The organism is Dactylosporangium salmoneum, from assembly GCF_039532525.1.
GTDB classification, from domain to species: domain Bacteria; phylum Actinomycetota; class Actinomycetes; order Mycobacteriales; family Micromonosporaceae; genus Dactylosporangium; species Dactylosporangium salmoneum.
The window spans coordinates 33,707-50,806 of the sequence record NZ_BAAARV010000145.1; the positions used below are offsets into that span (position 1 = coordinate 33,707).

Consider the following 17,100-nt stretch of genomic DNA (forward strand, 5'->3'; position numbering starts at 1 on the left):
TTGCCGACCCGGAGGTCAGCTCGCGACGCCGAGGCTGGCGAAGTCGTACATGCCGTAGTACTGCGTCACGAAGACGTTGGTGACGCGGGGGTTGCGGTAGTTGAGCGCCTTGTCGTAGACGAACGGCACCATGACGGCCGAGTCCATGACCTTGTGGTCGATCTGGGCCCAGATGTCGGCGGCCTTCTTCGGGTCCGTCTCCGCCTTGGCCTGGTCGATCAGCTTGTTGATCTCCGGGTCGTCCAGCTCGGAGTAGTTGTTGTTACCCGACTGCTGGATCATGCGGCCGTCGACCAGCACCTGCAGGAAGCCGTACGCGGTCGGGAAGTCGGCGCCCCAGCCGGCCATCATCAGGCCGTAGCCCTTGGCGTGGACGTTCGACGGCGAACCGATGGTCGAGCGGAAGTACAGCGACGGCTCGGTCGGGTCGAGGCGGGCGTTGATGCCCACGTTCTTCAGCGCCGCCTGCAGGGCCTCGGCCGTCTTCGGCTCCTTGCCCGAGTTGCGGGTGGCGATCACCGTGTCGAAGCCGTTCGGCTTGCCACAGGCCGCGAGCTCTTCCTTGGCCTTGTCGATCTGCGGCTTGCCCGACTTGGTGTTGTACGGGTCGTAGTCGTCGTGACCCGCGATGGTCGGGGGCAGCATGTTGAAGGCGATGTCACCACCGGCGTCGGCGCCACCACGCGCGGTCTGCATCGTGACCTTGTCGGTCGCGTACTCGACGGCCTTGCGGCAGTGGATGTTGTCGAACGGGGCGACCTTGGTGCTGATCGAGAAGTACCGGATGAAGCCGGTGTTCGGCTCGTCCGCGTTCTTCTTCTTCTCGGCGTCGAGCAGGATCTTCGGCTGCGCACCCTGCTGGACACCGGTCTGCGCGGTGTCGATGTCGATCTCGCCGCTCAGCAGCTGGTTGTCGATCTCCTCGGGCGCGGTGCCGATGGTCAGATCGATCTGGTCCGGCAGAGCCTTGCGGACCGTGTCGGTCTTCGGGTCCCACTGGTCGTTGCGAACCAGGACGGCCTTCTTGCCCTGGTCGTACGACTGGAACTTGTAGGGGCCGCTGGAGACGGGCTTCTCACCGTACTTGTCACCGGTGTCCTTGGCCGCCGGAACCGGCGCGGCGCTGGGCATGGCGAGCAGGTAGCTGAAGTCCGACAGGGGTTCCTTCAGGCGGAACACGATGGTGTTGTCGTCCGGCGTCTCGACGGACTTCAGACCCAGCTTGTTCGGGTCGGTGTCCTTGTACGGGCCGGGGTACTTCTGGCCCTGGTCGAGCACGTCGACGAGGTAGGTCGGGCCACCGGACAGCACGTCCTGCGCGAACACGCGCTCAACGCCGTACTTGATGTCCTTCGAGGTGATCGGCGAGCCGTCCTCGAACTTGATGCCCGACTTGAGCTTGAACGTGTAGGTCTTGCCGCCGTCGGTGATCTCGGGCAGCGCCTGGGCAAGGTCGGGAACCAGCTTCAGGCCGTCCTCGCCCGGCTTCGACTCGTTGGTGAGCAGCGAGCGGACGTAGTAGCCCTTCATGAAGTTCCACACGTACGCGTAGTAGGCGCGAGCCGGGTCGAACGAGTCCGGGTCGGCGCTGTTGACGAGCTTGAGCGTGCCGCCCTTCTTGTCGGACGGGTTCACCACACCCTTGGTGGCGGCGTTGAAGCCGGACACCCCCTGGGGGCCGCTGCTCTCGGCGGGCTTGGCGCTGTCGTTGCCTGATCCACAGGCGGACAACACCAGGGCGAAGGCGACCGAACCGGCCGCCAGTGCCCCTGTCCTCATTCTCACTGGGTTTCCCTCCTTGTTTGGCGCGACCCGCCGAGGGACGGGCCGTCCGAGCTGTGCTGCTGTGCGAGTTGAAGTCCGGGGTCTGCACAGGGTCGACCGGGTGACGGCGGTCGGACACGGTGGTGCCTTGGTGGTGCGCGAAGGGCCCGAAGCCCAACCGGCTAGGGGTTAGCGGTTGGCCTTCGGGTCGAGGGCGTCGCGCAGGCCGTCGCCGAACAGGTTGAAGGCGAGGACCATGAGGAAGATGGCGAAGCCGGGCACGAACATGTACATCGGGTCGTACTCGTAGTACTGCACGGCGTCCGAGAGCAGCCGGCCCCATGAGGGAGTGGGCGGCAGCACGCCGACGCCCAGGAACGACAGCGCGGCCTCGAACAGGATGTTCGTGGGAATGATCAGCGTCGCGTAGACGAGGATCGGCGCGACGAGGTTCGGCAGCAGCTCACGGAAGAGGATGCGGCTCGAGCCCGCACCGATGCTGCGCGCCGCCTCGACGAACTCGCGTTCCCGCAGGGAGAGAGTCTGGCCGCGGACGATGCGCCCGATGTACGGCCAGCTGAAGAACGCGATCACCGAGATGACCACGCCGATGCGCCAGCCGGTCGAGGCCGGCACGACGGAGATCAGCGCGATCGAGAAGAGCAGGTAGGGGAACGCCAGGATCAGGTCCATGAGGCGGCTCAGCAGGTTGTCGACGATGCCACCGAAGTAGCCGGCGACGATGCCGAGGACCACGCCGATCGTGACCGCCGCGATCGTGGCGGCCAGCGCCACGAGCAGGGAGACCTGGGCGCCGTAGATGATCTGCGAGAACAGGTCGCGACCGGAGACCGGCTGCACGCCGAGCAGGAATTCCTTGCTGACGCCGCCCCAGGTCCCGACCGGCGGGATACCGCCGAGGTTCGAGTCGATCTTGTCTTGGTGGAACTCGTTGACCGGGTGGCCCCACACCTTGTTGATCAAGGGGGCGAACACCGCGACCAGCACCAGGAAAATGATGAACCCGCCTCCAACGAGCGCGACCTTGTCGCGCTTGAGCCGGGTCCACGCAATCTGACTGAGCGAGCGGCCTTCGATGGCCTTCGCGGGAACACCGGCAGGCGTGGCGGTCGCCTCTTCGACCGTCGGCACCTGCTCGTCGCTCTTCGACGTGACGGGTCCCATAGTCATGGGCGTGGTGCCCCTCTCCCCGGCCGTCTGCCCGCCTCAAAACCGCCAGCGATGGCCGTCGCACCGTGAAGCGAGCATGCGTCGGCCAGACCGGGGCCCGTGGCAGTCAGCAGCCGATCGGCTGTGTCTTCGTGGACTCCTGGTGCCCTATCCGCAGGTTCGGTCCACGGGCAGAGCGTGCACGAAGCCGACTTGGTGGTGTCGCCTTCGTTGGAGGAACCCTGTCTCCCGTTTGGCCGATCGTCAAGGGTCACCCCCTGTCCTGTAACCAAGTCCACGCCGCGCCGTGATGAGGGCGTGATCCAAGCACAGCGACTTTTGGATCATACACTCCCTAAACGGGCGAATTACCGGCGAATCGTAACGGTGTGATCACGCAACGTGCCCGAAACATCGCGGCAAGACCACAGAGAACGGGCTATCCAGGACGATCGTTGATCGTTTCACACTTAACAGTACGGTCCGGTCAGAGATGATGGTGACACAGCGTGCTCAAATATCGAAATTGATCACCACGGGCGCATGATCGGACGGGCCCTTGCCCTTGCGGGCCTCCCGGTCGATGTAGGCGTCGCTGACCGCGTCCGCTATGGCCGGGCTCGCGAAGACCAGATCGATTCGCATCCCCTTGTCCTGATGGAACATGCCCGCCCGATAATCCCAGTATGTGAATGGATTGGGGCCTTTCATGGGCTTCGGCACGATGTCGGACAGCCCGGTGGCCAGCAGGGCCGCCACAGCGTCGCGCTCGGGCCCCGTGACGTGGGTGGAGCCGGCGAAGGCGGCGGGGTCGAACACGTCCGAGTCGGCCGGGGCGACGTTGTAGTCCCCGCAGACCGCGACCCGCTCGCCCGCCGCGAGGTCCGCCGCCACCGCGGCGCGCAGGGCCCCGAGCCAGGTGAGCTTGTACCCGTAGTGCGCCGACTCCGGCGTCCGCCCGTTGGGCACGTAGACGGACCAGACCCGCACCCCGCCGCACAGCGCCGAGACGGCCCGGGCCTCCCGCCGGGGCTCGTCGAAGAGCGCCTCGTCGCCGCCCGGCTCGCCGGCCCAGCCCGGGTCCCCGTCGAATCCCCGGCGCACGTCGTCCAGGCCCACCCGGGACAGCAGGGCGACGCCGTTCCAGCGCCCCTCGCCGTGGTGGGCCGTCGCATAGCCCAGCTCGGCCACCTCGGCGGCCGGGAAGGCGTCGGCGGCGACCTTCGTCTCCTGCACGCACAGGACGTCGGGCTTGGTCTGCTCGAGCCATGGCAGCAGGCGGGGCAGCCGCGCCTTGACCGAGTTCACGTTCCAGGTGGCAAGTCTCACCCAAGCCAGCTTGCCACTGTCACGCCGATTCGCGCTTCACCAACTCCGTAGGTAAGAGCAGAACGGGCTCGATCTGCTCGCCGGACGCCATCCGCAGCACCTGGCGGGCCGCCATCCGGCCGAGGTCGGTGATCGGCTGGCGCACGGTGGTCAGCGGCGGCTCGGTGTCGCGGGCGAAGTCCATGTCGTCGAAGCCGACCACGGCCACGTCGTCGGGCACCCGGCGGCCGGCCTGGCGCAGCGCCCGCAGCGCCCCCTCGGCCATCGCGTCGGAGGCGGCGAAGACGGCGTCGAGGTCCGGGTCGTCGCCGAGCAGCTGGCTCATGGCCAGGGCGCCGGACTGCCGGGTGAAGTCGCCGACGGCCACCAGCGAGCGCCGCCCGCTGTCCTGCATCGCGGCCCGGTAGCCCTTGAGCCGGTCGATGCCGGCGCTCATGTCCTGCGGGCCGGCGATGGTGGCCACCCGGCGGCGGCCGGTGTCGAGCAGGTGGTGCACCGCCGTGCGGGCCGCGTCCTCGTTGTCGACGTCGACGTACGGCACGGAGGACTGGATCAGCAGCCGGCCGTTGCAGACCACCGGCACCCCGGCCCGGCTCAGCCGCTCGGGGAGCGGGTCGGCGCCGTGCATCGAGAAGATGATGGCCCCGTCGACGTGCCCGCCGGTCGCGTAGCGCTCGACCCGGTCGTGGCTCGGCCCCGACGGCCCGACCATCATGAGCACCAGCTGCTTGTCCACGGCCTCCAGCTCCAGGCTCACGCCCCGGATGATGCTGGAGAAGAACGGGTCGTCGGAGAACACCCGGCTCGCCGTCTCGGAGGCGACCAGCGCGATCGAGTCGGTGCGCTGGGTGACGAGGCTGCGGGCGGCCTGGTTGGGCACGTAGCCGAGCGCCTCGACCGCGCTGAGCACCTTGTCGCGGATGTGCGGCGCGACGGACGTCGACCCGTTGACCACGCGAGAGGCCGTGGCCCGCGACACTCCGGCGCGTTGTGCGACGTTTTCCAGTGTGGGCCGGTCCCGCCCCGACATCACCATTGTGGTGTCCCCCATATCTGTTCTGCCGGACCATCATGACTGAAGCTCAGCAATGTGTAGCGCACAAACAATGACGGGCGATGGAGCATGCCGCTCCATCGCCCGTCGCACCCTCACACCGGTTACACCCTGATCACGATTTCGCCGGTCCGATCCGCCGGTCTGCCGGACCGCCGCCTCGGCCGGAGAGCGCTCTCAAGACTGGAATCAGACTGGCCCATGACTAGCCCAATGTCAATCACAGAATCGGTTGAGAGCGCTCTCTGGAATATGTTGTGGGAAACGCCAAATCCCGTTATGCCGCCTGGCGTCGCCGGCAGGCCTCCAGGTGCGCGGCGATCACGGCCGGGGTGGCCGAGCGCACACAGGCGTCGGCGCCGGCCTCCAGCACGTCGACCACGGCCTGGTGGTCGCTGTAGGGGCTGAGCACGGCCACGATCGAGGCGGCGGGGTGGCGCAGGCAGGCGGCGGTGACCGTCCTCGGGCCGGGGTCGTCGAGGACCACGATGTCGGGCTCGCGGCAGCCGGCGGGCATCTCGGCGCGGCGGGTCACGAACCAGCCCGCTGGCAGGTGCCGGTCCAGCTCCGTGAAGCGTCCGGCCGGGGTGATCATCAGCACGTCGATGCGGTGGTGCTCGGCGGTGGCGGGGGTGCGCCGGGGAAGGGTCAGGATCGTCATGCTTCCTTTATCCCGTGTCGGGCTGGCATCCCCCTCGATCCCACCTGCGAGAATCCTGGAAGCCGGCCGACGTCAGGAGGCGCCCGTGATCGTGTGGCTCAACGGCCCCCCGGGCGTGGGCAAGGCGACCCTCGCGGCCGAGCTGTGCCGGCGGGCGGCCCGCGCCCGCACGTTCGACGCCGAGCGGGTGGACCGGGTGTTCCGGCGCACCGCCGGGCTGGTCCGCCACGGCGACCACCAGGACCTGCCCGGCTGGCGGGCGGCGGTGGTGGCCGCGGTGGCCCGGCAGGCCCGCGGGGCCGACCCACTGCTGGTGCCGATGACCGTGCTGCGCCGCAGGCACCTGGAGGAGCTGCTGGGCGGCCTGCGCGAGCGCGGCCACGAGGCGCGCCACCTGCTGCTGGACATCTCGGGGCCGGCGCTGGTCGAGCGGGTCGAGGCCGACGAGCGCCCGGATGCGGGCGGCTGGCGCCTGGACGACCTGGGCGCCTACCTCACCGCCCGGCGCGACCTGCGGGCGCTCGGCGCGGTCGTGGACACCGACGACCTGGTCGCGCAGGAGGTCGCGGACGAGGCGGAGGCGCTGATCAACGGCTGGCGGGCGGCCTGAGCTGCGGCGCAGCGTGGCCGCGGCGTTCGTGGCCGAGCGGGCGCCGGCCGCGCCCCCGCCGGGCTTCGGCCGGCACGTGCTCGTCGAGCTGCTCGTCGGCACGTGCGTGCTCAGCCGGGAAGGGCGGCACGTCACCTGGGCGGCGGCCGACCCGGGGCTCGGCGAGCTGCGGGCCGGCCGCCACCGTGCGGTGGTCTAGCTGCCGTACACCTCGAACTCCCACAGCGAGTAGCCGTAGCTCGTGCCGCGGGCCACGCCCGTCATGCGCACGTAGCGGGCGCTGACCGGCGCGAACGTGACGTTGTCGAGCCCGCCGTTGCCCGCGTCGACGGTGGCGGCGGTGCTCCAGGAGCTCCCGTTGGCGGAGGTTTCGATGCGGTACCGCGACCCGTACGCCGACTCCCACCGCAGGATGACCCGGCGCACCGGCTTCGCCGATCCCAGGTCGACGGTGATCGACTGGTTGTCGGTCCACCAGCTGCTCCACCGCGTGGTCGGGTCCCCGTCCACCGCGGCCCCGGCCGAGTAGCCCAGGAACGTGCCGTTGGCGCTCACGCCGCGGCCCTGCGCCAGGTTGGTCAGGCTGTCGCCGCGCTTGGCCGGGAACGACACGACCTGCTGGTACGTCGGCCGGTTCTGCCAGGAGATCTTGTCGTGGGTGATTCCGCCGAGCGGCGACTGCACGATCGTGTCGGCGCACCACTGGTCGCCGGCCGAGCAGTACTTGTCGCCCGGGTAGGTGCTCGTGGCCGGCACCGCGGCGGCCGTGGCGAGCGTCGTGGCCAGCACCTGCCTGCACGCGGCCAGGCTCCCGCCGCCGCAGTAGGTGCGGCCCAGGCCGCCCTGCACCGGGTCGCCCAGGACCGTGCGGAGGTCCTTGTCGAGGTACCCCCACCAGCCGTACTGGAACGAGGACCCCTTGTGGCTCTGGGTCTGGTTCAGCGACCCGGCGTTCGTCGGGCCGGTGAACCCGGAGGGCGACTCGTCGATCTGCAGCGCCGAGGTCAGCGCCGCGTAGACGTCGTCGCCGAGCCCGGGCCGGAAGGTGCCCTCCACCAGCTTGGGCCACCAGGTGTCGAACGTGCGGATCGCGTCGGCGTGCTGGTAGACGTGCGAGCCGGGGGAGGTCTCCACCCGCTTGCTCCCGGCGGCCAGCCAGGCCCGCAGCCCGGCCACGGCGGGATCGGTCGAGGTCCCGGCCGGGTCGAGGATGCGCAGCAGCTCGGGCAGCAGGTTCTCGGCCCGCAGGTCGGTCACGGCGGCGTCCTCGACCACCTTGACCACCCCGGCCCGGTCCACCTTGCCCGCGGAGAGCGCGGTCTTGACCCGCTTGTCGAGCAGATCCGCGCGCTGCACGGCGCCGAAACTGAAGTTTCCGTCCGCCGCGGAGAAGTCCTTACTTTGCTTGTTATTCCAAGAGACGAAATAATCCTGCCCGGTCGACTGCGGATGCTGGGTCACCGGAATGTAGTCGGCCGTATTCGTATCGGCATTCCAGCCGGACCATTCATAAGCCGCCTCCGCCTTGGTCGGCAGGTTCGGGTTCGCCCCGGACTTGCGCACCGGGTCGGCGCCCGAGTTGAAGTAGGCGGTGTCGGTGGCGTTGACGTAGAACCAGTTGAAGGCGTACCCCACGTCGGACGCCGAGGCGATGAACTGGGCCGGCGTGCCCATGGCCGAGGGGTCGTTGAACGCCTGGAACCCGATGGCCGAGTCGGCCTCGTGCCGGTAGGTCGAGCGCAGCTGGGTGAAGGCGACCGGCCGCCCGGCGACCGCGCCGCGGTACGCCACCAGCCCGTACTTCGTGCGGTACGTGATCAGCTGGTACGACCCGGCCGGCGTGGAGTCGGCGACGGTCGGCGTCCAGGAGTTGTTCTGCGTGAGCGCCTCCATCGGCGTGCACGCGCCGTGGAAGAGGTACGCGCTCGACGCCGTCGTCGCCGCCGACCCGTCGGTGTTGCACAGCGGCACCGCGTACGTGTCGGTGATGTCCTGCTCGGCCGAGGTGGCGCTCCACGCGTAGTCCTGCCCGCGGCCGAGCAGCACGTAGAGGTTGAGCCCGGCGAAGGCGACCCCGTGCGCGCTGACCCCCGGCCCCTGCAGCTCCTGCAGCATGAGCAGCTGCGGCGAGAAGTACCCGGTCTGCGGCCCGAAGACGGCGATCGGGTGCCCGGTGGCCGAGTGGGCCGCGTCGACCACCACGGCGTTGGACATGCCGCGCTTCGTCGCCGTCCCGGGGGCGAGCCCGGCGGTCGTCGTGGCCGAGCCGCTGGGGTTGAACACCACCGGCTGGGCGCTCACGCTGCCCGCGTCCGGCAGCGCCACCCCGGGCGCGTCCGGGTCGGCCGCGCCGTAGGGGAAGGACTGCCCGTTGTGCAGGGTCAGCACCGCCTCGGGGTCGTTCTGCTCGCGGAAGGCGGCCCACAGCCGATCGCCCTCGGTGGCGCCGTAGCGGGCCCGGGCGGTCACCCGCACGAGCGCCGACTCGACCTCGCCGCCCCCGCCGCCGCCGAAGAGGCCGCCGACCACGCCGGCGATCGCGATCAGGTCGGTCATCTGGAACGGCTCCGGGCCGCCGGCGTTGGTGACCGCGTCGAGGTGCCCGGTGAGCACGTACTCCCCGGGGCAGTTGCGCCCCGCCATGCAGGCCGCGATGTAGGCGTTGATGCCGGCCACGTACGACTGCACGTCGTCGTACAGCTGCGCGCCCCGCGCCCCCTTGGTCCGCAGCGCCTCCACCTGGGCCTGCAGGTCGGCCTCGGTGTAGGGGGCGTTGCGCCAGATGCTCTGCTCCAGCTCCCGGTTGCCGGGCGCGCCACCCGCGAACGGGGTGAGCTTGCCCCGCCCGACCCGGCGCATGAGGTCCATGACGAACAGCCGGTCCTCGGCCCCCGCGTAGCCGGCGCCGAACATGGTCCCGGCCCGGGTGGCGCCGGTGACGTGCGGCACGCCGAGCGCCTTGTCCCGCACGATGGTGACGTCGGAGCGCGGGCTGTAGCTGCGCGCGACCTGACCGGCCGGCACGCCGAAGGACGCGCTGTTGTAGAAGGACGAGATCTGCTCGTCGGTGAGCCCGGTGTAGGCGGCGACGAGGTTCGCGTACGGCCCGAGCTGGTCGGCCGAGTGTGCCGGCCGGAAGCCCAGCGCCTGGTGGGCCAGGATGTCGGCGAGGGTGGCGTTGCCGTTCTGGCCCGGCGGCAGGATGTCGTTGCACTGCTCGAGGCAGTAGTCGTTCGGGGCGAGCACGGCCGCCTGGGCCGGGCTCGCGAGGGCGGGGGCGACGAGCGCGGCGGAGGCCAGCAGTAAGGCCCCCAGGGCGCGTTTGACGAGAGGCAGGGACATGGCGGATCCCTTCCGGGGGTTGCGAGTCAATATGAAAATGACTCGGATTACCGGATGGTAACAACGACGCCCGTCACTGGATAGAGGTCTCGCGCCCTCGATACGCAGGGGTTCCACTACGCTTCTGCGGGTGCTCGTGGTCCACGCCCTCTGGGTCGAAGGCCGGGTCGGCCTGTGGGCCGAGGACCCGTCGCTGCCCGCGCCCGGCGGCCGCCGCCACCCGTTCGCCGTCGCCGGCCTGCGGCTGGACGGCGACGCCGGCGTGACCGCCGAGCGCACCCTGACCCTGCCGACCCTGAACCGCCGCCCCGAGGCCTCGCCCGCCGTCACCGGCACCGCCAAGCCGCGGCCGTGGCTGGTCGACACCGTGGAGTACCACCCGGACGACGCCCTCGGCGTGCTGCGCGGCCTGGCCGCCATGGCCGGCGATGACCTGGTCCTGGCCGAGTCCACCCGCTGGTTCGCGACCGCCGGCGGGTTCGCCGCCGCCCTCGTCGCGCGCGGCCGGATGCTCCCCGCCGTGGTGGGCGACGAGGCCCTCTGGCGGCCCGTGCTCACCGGCCGCGACGCCGCCCACGCCCGCGCGCTCGCCCTGGCCCTGCCCTCGGCCGCGCTCGCCGCCGGTCAGGCCGCCACCCGCGCCGAGGCGACCGCCGGGATCCTCGACGCCCTGGTCGACGCGGCCGCCCGGGCCACGCTGGGCACCGAGGAGGCGACCGGCTGGCTCGCCGCCCTCACGGGCCGCGACCGGCGGGTCGGCCGCGGTCCGGCCGAGCTCGAACGGCTCGCCACGGCCCTCACCGCCTGGGAGGCCGACGCCGTGGGCGGCGCCGTCCGCGCCTGCTTCCGCCTGGTCGAGCCCCAGGAGGAGGACCCGGACTGGACGCTCGAGTTCGCGCTGCAGGCCGCCGACGAGCCCAGCCTCGTCGTGGACGCCGACCGGGTCTGGCGCTCCCGCGGTGCGCTGCAGGCCCTGCAGCGGCACATCCCGGCCCCCCAGGAGACGCTGCTGGCCGAGCTCGGCCGGGCCAGCCGGCTCTACCCCGCCCTCGAGGACGCCCTGCGCGAGGCCCGCCCGACCGCGCTGCGCCTGGACACCGACGGCGCCCACCGGCTGCTCAGCGAGGCCGCCCCGCTGCTGGCCGGGGCCGGCTTCGGCGTCGTACTGCCGGGCTGGTGGCGCAAGGCCTCGGCCCGCCTCGGGGCCCGGCTCACCGCCAAGACCAAGTCCGGCGGGGCCGCGCCGGGCACCGTCGCCGTGGACAGTGGCCTGGGCCTTGCCGCCGTCGTGGACTACAGGTGGGAGCTGGCCCTCGGCGACGAGCCGCTCACCGAGGACGAGCTGCGCAGCCTCACCGACCTCAAGGCGCCGCTGATCCGGCTGCGCGGGCAGTGGGTCGAGCTCGACCCGCGCCGCCTGGCCGAGGGGCTGACGTTCCTGCAGCGGCAGCGCGAGCAGGAGGCGATGACCGTCGCCGACCTGCTCGACCTGGCCGGTGGCGCGGCCGAGGGGCCCGGCGGGCTGCCGGTCGTCGAGGTCACCGCCGACGGCTGGCTGGGCGACCTGCTCAGCGGGGAGACCGAGCTGCGCATCGGCGACGCCGGGGTGCCCGATGCGTTCTCGGGGCAGCTGCGGCCGTACCAGCTGCGGGGTTTGAACTGGATGCGCTTCCTGGAGGCGGCCGGCCTCGGGGGCATCCTCGCCGACGACATGGGCCTGGGCAAGACGGTGCAGCTGCTCGCGCTCATCGCCGCCGCCGCGCCCGGCCCGACGCTGCTGGTCTGCCCGATGTCCCTGGTCGGCAACTGGCAGCGCGAGGCCGCCAAGTTCGCCCCCGAGGTGCGGGTGCACGTCCACCACGGCGCCGACCGGGCGCTCGCCCTCGACCCGGCCGCGTTCGACCTGCTCGTCACCACCTACTCCGTCGCGACCCGCGACGCCGAGAAGCTGCGCGCCGTGCCGTGGCACCGGATCGTGCTCGACGAGGCCCAGGCCATCAAGAACGCCGCCACGAAACAGGCCGCGGCGGTACGTCACCTGCCCGCCCGCCACCGCATCGCCGTCACCGGCACGCCGGTCGAGAACCGCCTCGCCGACCTGTGGTCGATCATGGACTTCGCCAACCCGGGCCTGCTGGGCAGCGCCGTGAAGTTCAAGGAGCGCTACGCCGAGCCGATCGAGCGCGACGGCAACGAGGAGGCGGCCGAGCGGCTGCGCCGCGTCACCCAGCCCTTCGTGCTGCGTCGGCTCAAGACCGACCGCGGCATCATCGCCGACCTGCCCGAGAAGCTGGAGATGGACGTCGTCTGCGGCCTGACCGCCGAGCAGGCGAGCCTCTACCAGGCCGTGGTCGAGGACATGCTGGCCCGCATCGACAGCAGCGAGGGCATCGAGCGGCGCGGCCTGGTGCTGGCCACCATGACGCGGCTCAAGCAGATCTGCAACCACCCCGCGCTGGCCCTGCGCGACGGCAGCCGCCTGCCGGGCCGCAGCGGGAAGCTGGCCCGCCTCGAGGAGATCGCCGAGGAGATCCTGGCCGCGGGGGAGCGGGCGCTGATCTTCACCCAGTACGCCGAGTTCGGCGCCATGCTGCGGGCCGAGCTCTCCGCCCGCTTCGGCCGCGAGGTCGCCTTCCTGCACGGCGGGCTGGGCAAGGCCGCCCGCGACGCGCTCGTGGCCCGCTTCCAGGAGGCCGGCCCGTCCTCGCCGCCGCTGTTCGTGCTGTCGCTCAAGGCCGGCGGCACCGGGCTCACGCTCACCGCGGCCAACCACGTCATCCACGCCGATCGCTGGTGGAACCCGGCCGTGGAGGACCAGGCGACCGACCGCGCCTTCCGCATCGGCCAGCGCCGGGCGGTCCAGGTGCGCAAGTTCGTCACCGCCGGCACCGTCGAGGAGAAGATCGCCGGGCTGATCAGCGACAAGCGCGGGCTGGCGGCCCGGATCGTCGGCACCGGCGAGGGCTGGCTCACCGAGCTGTCCACCGCGGAGCTGCGCGGCCTGCTGACCCTGGACCCCGGGGCGGTAATGTCGCCGGCATGAACAACCGGACGCTGGTCGTGACCCTGGTCAGCATCGTGGGGGTCCTGGCGCTGGCCTGCGCCGCCGGCGTGGTGGGCGTGGCCTGGTACGTCGCCCGCAAGGACGCCGCCGGCCCGTCCGCCACCACCGACGGGGCGATCCCCGGCCTGATCGACTACCGCACCACGCACCCGGAGTGGCTGGAGCGCAACCACATCGACCCGTCGGTGCAGGTCGACTACCCGATGAAGCCGGCCGCCGGCGGCAACCACCACCCGGTCTGGATGCGCTGCCTCGGCGACGTCTACACCAGCCCGGTCGACGAGGGCAACGCCGTGCACAGCCTGGAGCACGGCGCGGTGTGGATCACCTACCGGCCCGGCCTCGCCCCGGCGTCGGTCGAGGACCTCGCCAAGCGCGTGCGCGACAACGACTACATGTTCATGAGCCCCTACGAGGGCCAGTCCACGGCCGTCTCGCTGCAGGCGTGGGGCTACCAGCTGCAGCTCGACTCGACCAAGGACTCGCGCATCGACGCGTTCATCCGCAAGTACCGCCAGACCGCGTCTTTGGAGGCGGGCGTCCCGTGCAGCAACGGCACCACTTCGTCCTCGCCCTCGTCGCCGTCCTGACGCTGGCCGGGTGCTCCGCCCCCGGCGACATCACGCGGGGCTGGTCCGCCCCGGCGGCGCCGTCCTACGCGACGCCGCGCCCGGGCGACTGCCTGACCGGCGCGTTCAGCGCCTTCGAGCAGCCGGACCGCGCGGTGGCCGGCACGGTGCCGTGCACGGCCGAGCACACCGTCGAGGTGGTCACCACCGGCGATCTGCCCGCCGATGGCGCCCCGCCGGCCTGGGACTCCGACCCGGTCCGGGCCGCCTTCGCCGCCTGCGGCACCGCCGCGAGCGAGTATCTGGGCGGCGACTGGCACACGGGGCGGGTGTTTCCGTACCTGTCCCTGCCCGGCGCGCCGGCCTGGAACGCCGGGGTGCGGACCTGGGTCTGCGGCCTGGCCGTGGCCGCCGACGACCTCTTCGGCCCGCTGGCCCGCACCGGCTCGCTGCGCGACGGCCTGAAGGACACGCGCCCCCTCGCCCTCGGCTGCGTGGACCTCGACGGCTCGGGCGTCACCCCGGAGGGCTTCTACACCAGCATCGACGCGGTCGTCCCGGTCCTGTGCACCGACGCGCACGACACCGAGTTCGCCGGGCTCTACACCGCCCCCGAGGGCCCGTTCCCGGCCGACGCGGCGGCGCTCAACGAGACCGTGAGCAGGGCCTGCTTCACGCAGGTGGCGGCCTTCCTGGGGACGACGGAGCCGCAGCTGTACGGCAGGAAGGACATCTACATCTTCTGGGACGGCCTGACCCGGTCCCAGTGGCAGCTGGGCGACCGGGTCGCGCACTGCTTCCTCAACGTCCCCGCGACCCACCCCCTGCACACGTCCGTCCGGGGGCTCGGGAGCGGCCCGCTGCCGTCCTGACCGGTCCTCGAGTTCGTGGTCACGGAGCTCGCGACCAACACGCTGCGGTACACCGCCGGCGGCGGCACCCTGCACCTGTGGGCGGCCGGCGGGTCGCTGATCTGCCAGGTCAACGACGCCGGCCACCTGACCGGCCCGCTGGCCGGGCGGCGGCCGGCCCCGCCGGACCAGCCCGGCGGGCGGGGGCTGCTGCTCACCCATCAGCTGTGCGACCTGGTGGAGACCTTCAGCGCGCCCGGCGAGACGGCCATCCGCGTGCACCTGCACCGCTGAGCGAACCGGCCGAAAGCACGACTCCACCCCTGCTTCGGCACGATGCCGGCGCACGGGCGCGCCGGGAGCATTGCCGGCATGTCAACGCTTCACGCGGTACTGCAGGCGCAACGCCTGACCAAGCACTACGGCCGGCGCGAGGCCCTCGCCGGTGTCGACCTCGACGTGCCGCCCGGCCGGGTCGTCGGGCTCGTCGGCCCCAACGGCGCGGGCAAGTCGACGCTGCTGCAGCTGGCCTGCGGGCTCATCGAGCCCAGCGCCGGCACCCTGCGCGTGCTCGGCGCCCGGCCCGCGGCGGACGCGGCGCACCTGGCCCGGGTCGGCTTCGTGGCGCAGGACGCGCCGCTGTACGCCGGGCTGACCGTCGCCGAGCACCTGCGCATGGGCGCGCGGATGAACACCGGCTGGGACGACCCGATGGCCCGGGACCGCGTCGCGCGGGCCGGCCTGCCCCCGGACCAGCGGGCCGGGCGCCTCTCCGGCGGCCAGCGGGCCCAGCTCGCCCTGACCCTGGCCGTGGCGAAGCGCCCCGAGCTGCTCATCCTCGACGAGCCCGCGGCCGCGCTGGACCCCCTGGCCCGCGACGCCTTCCTGCGCGGCCTGCTGGAGTCCGTCGCGCAGCTCGGCGCGGGCGCGATCCTCAGCTCGCACCTGCTCGCCGACGTCGAGCGGGTCTGCGACCACCTCATCGTCCTGGCCGGCGCCCGCGTGCAGCTGGCCGGCGACGTGGCCGCCCTGCTGGCCGCCCACCGCCGCGTGCCGCCCGGCGCGCCCCTGTCCCCGGACGCCGAGCGCATCCACGGCGACGTGGTGCGCGGCACCGCCGGCGCGCCGGTCGCGCTCGCGGACCTCGTGCTGGCCTACCTGAACCGGGCCGCCCGATGACCTGGATGAGCTGGCGGCTGTTCCGCACCCCGGCCCTCGCCGGCGCGCTGGCCCTGGCCGCGCTGGCCGCGTACCTGATCAGCACCGGCCTGGACATCCGCGCGGCCCGCGACGGGTACCTCGCCCAGTGCCACGCCACCGCCGGCTGCGCCCCGGTGCTCGCCCGCCTGGTCGGCGACTACCGCACCCGCCTGCTGCTCCTGGCCGGCGTCCTGGGCCTGGTCCCGGTGCTCATCGGCATGTTCTGGGGCGCCCCGCTGGTCGCCCGCGAGCTGGAGACCGGCACCCACCGCCTGGCCTGGAACCAGAGCGTCCCCCGCCGCCGCTGGCTGGCCGTGCGCCTGGCCACGGTCGTCCTCGCCGCGATGCTCGTGGCCGGCGCCGCGGCCGCCCTGCTGACCTGGGCCGCGGCCCCCGTCGACGCCGTCGCCGGCGACCGCTTCGGCACCGTCAACTTCGGCGCCCGCTTCCTCTCACCGGTGGGCCAGGCCGCCCTCGCGGCCGCGCTGGGCGCCGCGACCGGGCTCTTCCTGCGCCGCACCCTCCCCGCGATGGCGCTGACCGCGGTGGCCGTGCTGACGGTCCTGTTCGTGATGCCGAACGCGGTCCGCCCCCACCTCATGCCCGCCCTGCACGTCACCCGCGCGATGACGGCCGAGGAGATCGACCGCGCGCACAGCCTCGGCACCCTGGGCAGTGCCCCGGTGGTGAAGGGCATCGACGTGCCGGGCGCCTGGGTGACGTCGACGAGCGAGCTGCTCACCCCGGACGGCCGCCCGCTGGACCCGGGAGTCTTCGACGACTGCCTGATGCGCGCGCCGAAGACGGGGGCGACCGGGACGTTCGGCGACTCCTCGCCGTGCCTGGCGGCGCACGACCTGCACCTGAACATCGCCTTCCAGCCCAACGACCGCTTCTGGCGCTTTCAGCTCACGGAGACGGGCCTGTACCTGCTGCTGTCGGCCCTGGTCGCGGCCCTGTCCCTGTGGCGAATCCGGCACCGCACCTGACCGCGCTGTGCTCACGGGCCTTGCGCGGCCAGAATGGCGCCATGTCGGTGCACGACCTGCGGCCCCTCTTCACCGAACGCAGCGCCGCCCAGGTGCGGCCCGGCCTGGCGATGGTCCCGGTCGCCGAGGCCCCACGGCTCGCCCTCGACGCGGACGCCGCCGGTCTGCTCCGCGACGGGCTGGGCACCTTCGACATGGAGATCCGATGGCTCGCCCACCTCGACGACACCGCCACGCTGCGGCTGTGGCGATCGTGGACCGGTTTTCAGGTCTACGAGGCGCGGGTGATCACCGCCCGGCTCACCGGGTTGAAGGTGGAGCAGCACCCGGATCGCCACACGGGCAAGCTGTCCGATGAGCCGATGCAGTTCGAACGCGTGCTGATCCGCGTGGTCAACGACCTCAGACGCTTCCGGGCGGGTCATACCCCGTACGGGCCGTCGCCTGCGGCCGGCCCGCTGCCGGACCCATGGCCTTAGGGTCTGTCCTGCCGATCA

15 protein-coding genes are annotated in these 17,100 nt (G+C 72.1%); 9 read left to right on the forward strand and 6 right to left on the reverse strand.

Annotation, left to right across the window (positions count from 1 at the left end):
* Positions 1–15 precede the first annotated feature (15 nt).
* The 5 genes from ABD352_RS56640 to ABD352_RS56660 form a co-directional block, all read right to left on the reverse strand.
* Positions 16–1,779, reverse strand: a complete 1,764-nt coding sequence (locus ABD352_RS56640; protein WP_344621084.1) for an ABC transporter substrate-binding protein — start codon at positions 1,777–1,779, stop codon at positions 16–18.
* 174 nt (positions 1,780–1,953) lie between these two features.
* Positions 1,954–2,955, reverse strand: coding sequence for an ABC transporter permease (locus ABD352_RS56645; protein ID WP_344621000.1), 1,002 nt, complete (start codon positions 2,953–2,955; stop codon positions 1,954–1,956).
* Positions 2,956–3,447: 492 nt separating this feature from the next.
* Positions 3,448–4,263, reverse strand: coding sequence for an exodeoxyribonuclease III (locus ABD352_RS56650; RefSeq protein ID WP_344621001.1), 816 nt, complete (start codon positions 4,261–4,263; stop codon positions 3,448–3,450).
* 19 nt (positions 4,264–4,282) lie between these two features.
* Entirely contained in the window at positions 4,283–5,293 is a 1,011-nt protein-coding gene (locus ABD352_RS56655; protein WP_344621085.1) for a LacI family DNA-binding transcriptional regulator, read from the reverse strand.
* A gap of 301 nt (positions 5,294–5,594) precedes the next feature.
* Positions 5,595–5,978: a response regulator gene (locus tag ABD352_RS56660; RefSeq protein ID WP_344621002.1), complete on the reverse strand. Its 384-nt coding sequence runs from the start codon at positions 5,976–5,978 to the stop codon at positions 5,595–5,597.
* A gap of 85 nt (positions 5,979–6,063) precedes the next feature.
* Between ABD352_RS56660 and ABD352_RS56665 the strand changes: the two genes are divergently transcribed.
* Both ABD352_RS56665 and ABD352_RS56670 read left to right on the forward strand, forming a co-directional pair.
* The gene (locus tag ABD352_RS56665) at positions 6,064–6,588 is read left to right on the forward strand and encodes an AAA family ATPase (protein WP_344621003.1); all 525 of its coding nucleotides are present in this window, start codon (positions 6,064–6,066) and stop codon (positions 6,586–6,588) included.
* Between the two features lie 13 nt (positions 6,589–6,601).
* Positions 6,602–6,787 (forward strand): hypothetical protein, encoded by a 186-nt coding sequence (locus ABD352_RS56670; protein WP_344621004.1) that lies wholly within the window; start codon positions 6,602–6,604, stop codon positions 6,785–6,787.
* On the opposite strand, the gene ABD352_RS56675 is transcribed toward ABD352_RS56670, so the two are convergent.
* Positions 6,784–9,930 (reverse strand): penicillin acylase family protein, encoded by a 3,147-nt coding sequence (locus tag ABD352_RS56675; RefSeq protein ID WP_344621005.1) that lies wholly within the window; start codon positions 9,928–9,930, stop codon positions 6,784–6,786. The two genes, ABD352_RS56670 and ABD352_RS56675, sit on opposite strands and share 4 nt — an antisense overlap.
* A 130-nt stretch (positions 9,931–10,060) precedes the next feature.
* Here ABD352_RS56675 and ABD352_RS56680 point away from each other — a divergent pair, with 130 nt between their 5' ends.
* The 7 genes from ABD352_RS56680 (at position 10,061) to ABD352_RS56710 (ending at position 17,082) form a co-directional block, all read left to right on the forward strand.
* Positions 10,061–12,973: a DEAD/DEAH box helicase gene (locus ABD352_RS56680; protein ID WP_344621006.1), complete on the forward strand. Its 2,913-nt coding sequence runs from the start codon at positions 10,061–10,063 to the stop codon at positions 12,971–12,973.
* Positions 12,970–13,584, forward strand: coding sequence for a thioredoxin-like domain-containing protein (locus ABD352_RS56685; protein ID WP_344621007.1), 615 nt, complete (start codon positions 12,970–12,972; stop codon positions 13,582–13,584). Before ABD352_RS56680 ends, ABD352_RS56685 begins: the two co-directional genes overlap by 4 nt.
* Complete coding sequence (locus ABD352_RS56690) at positions 13,539–14,435, forward strand: septum formation family protein (protein ID WP_344621008.1); 897 nt, start codon at positions 13,539–13,541, stop codon at positions 14,433–14,435. Before ABD352_RS56685 ends, ABD352_RS56690 begins: the two co-directional genes overlap by 46 nt.
* 15 nt (positions 14,436–14,450) lie before the next feature.
* Entirely contained in the window at positions 14,451–14,708 is a 258-nt protein-coding gene (locus ABD352_RS56695) for an ATP-binding protein (RefSeq protein WP_344621009.1), read from the forward strand.
* Positions 14,709–14,786: 78 nt separating this feature from the next.
* Positions 14,787–15,593 carry an ABC transporter ATP-binding protein gene (locus ABD352_RS56700; RefSeq protein ID WP_344621010.1) on the forward strand — a complete coding sequence of 269 codons (807 nt, stop codon included), beginning with the start codon at positions 14,787–14,789 and terminating at the stop codon, positions 15,591–15,593.
* A gap of 5 nt (positions 15,594–15,598) precedes the next feature.
* Positions 15,599–16,603, forward strand: a complete 1,005-nt coding sequence (locus tag ABD352_RS56705; RefSeq protein ID WP_344621011.1) for a transmembrane transport protein — start codon at positions 15,599–15,601, stop codon at positions 16,601–16,603.
* Positions 16,604–16,644: 41 nt separating this feature from the next.
* Positions 16,645–17,082: a hypothetical protein gene (locus tag ABD352_RS56710; protein WP_344621012.1), complete on the forward strand. Its 438-nt coding sequence runs from the start codon at positions 16,645–16,647 to the stop codon at positions 17,080–17,082.
* Positions 17,083–17,100 lie beyond the last annotated feature (18 nt).

Excerpts from the sequence above, each read along its gene's own strand:
- ABD352_RS56640 (WP_344621084.1), bottom strand. The coding sequence starts at position 1,779 with ATGAGGACAGGGGCACTGGCGGCCGGTTCGGTCGCCTTCGCCCTGGTG.
- ABD352_RS56645 (WP_344621000.1), bottom strand. The coding sequence starts at position 2,955 with ATGACTATGGGACCCGTCACGTCGAAGAGCGACGAGCAGGTGCCGACG.
- ABD352_RS56655 (WP_344621085.1), bottom strand. The coding sequence starts at position 5,293 with ATGTCGGGGCGGGACCGGCCCACACTGGAAAACGTCGCACAACGCGCC.
- ABD352_RS56660 (WP_344621002.1), bottom strand. The coding sequence starts at position 5,978 with ATGACGATCCTGACCCTTCCCCGGCGCACCCCCGCCACCGCCGAGCAC.
- ABD352_RS56675 (WP_344621005.1), bottom strand. The coding sequence starts at position 9,930 with ATGTCCCTGCCTCTCGTCAAACGCGCCCTGGGGGCCTTACTGCTGGCC.
- ABD352_RS56685 (WP_344621007.1), top strand. The coding sequence starts at position 12,970 with ATGAACAACCGGACGCTGGTCGTGACCCTGGTCAGCATCGTGGGGGTC.
- ABD352_RS56700 (WP_344621010.1), top strand. The coding sequence starts at position 14,787 with ATGTCAACGCTTCACGCGGTACTGCAGGCGCAACGCCTGACCAAGCAC.
- ABD352_RS56705 (WP_344621011.1), top strand. The coding sequence starts at position 15,599 with ATGAGCTGGCGGCTGTTCCGCACCCCGGCCCTCGCCGGCGCGCTGGCC.
- ABD352_RS56710 (WP_344621012.1), top strand. The coding sequence starts at position 16,645 with ATGTCGGTGCACGACCTGCGGCCCCTCTTCACCGAACGCAGCGCCGCC.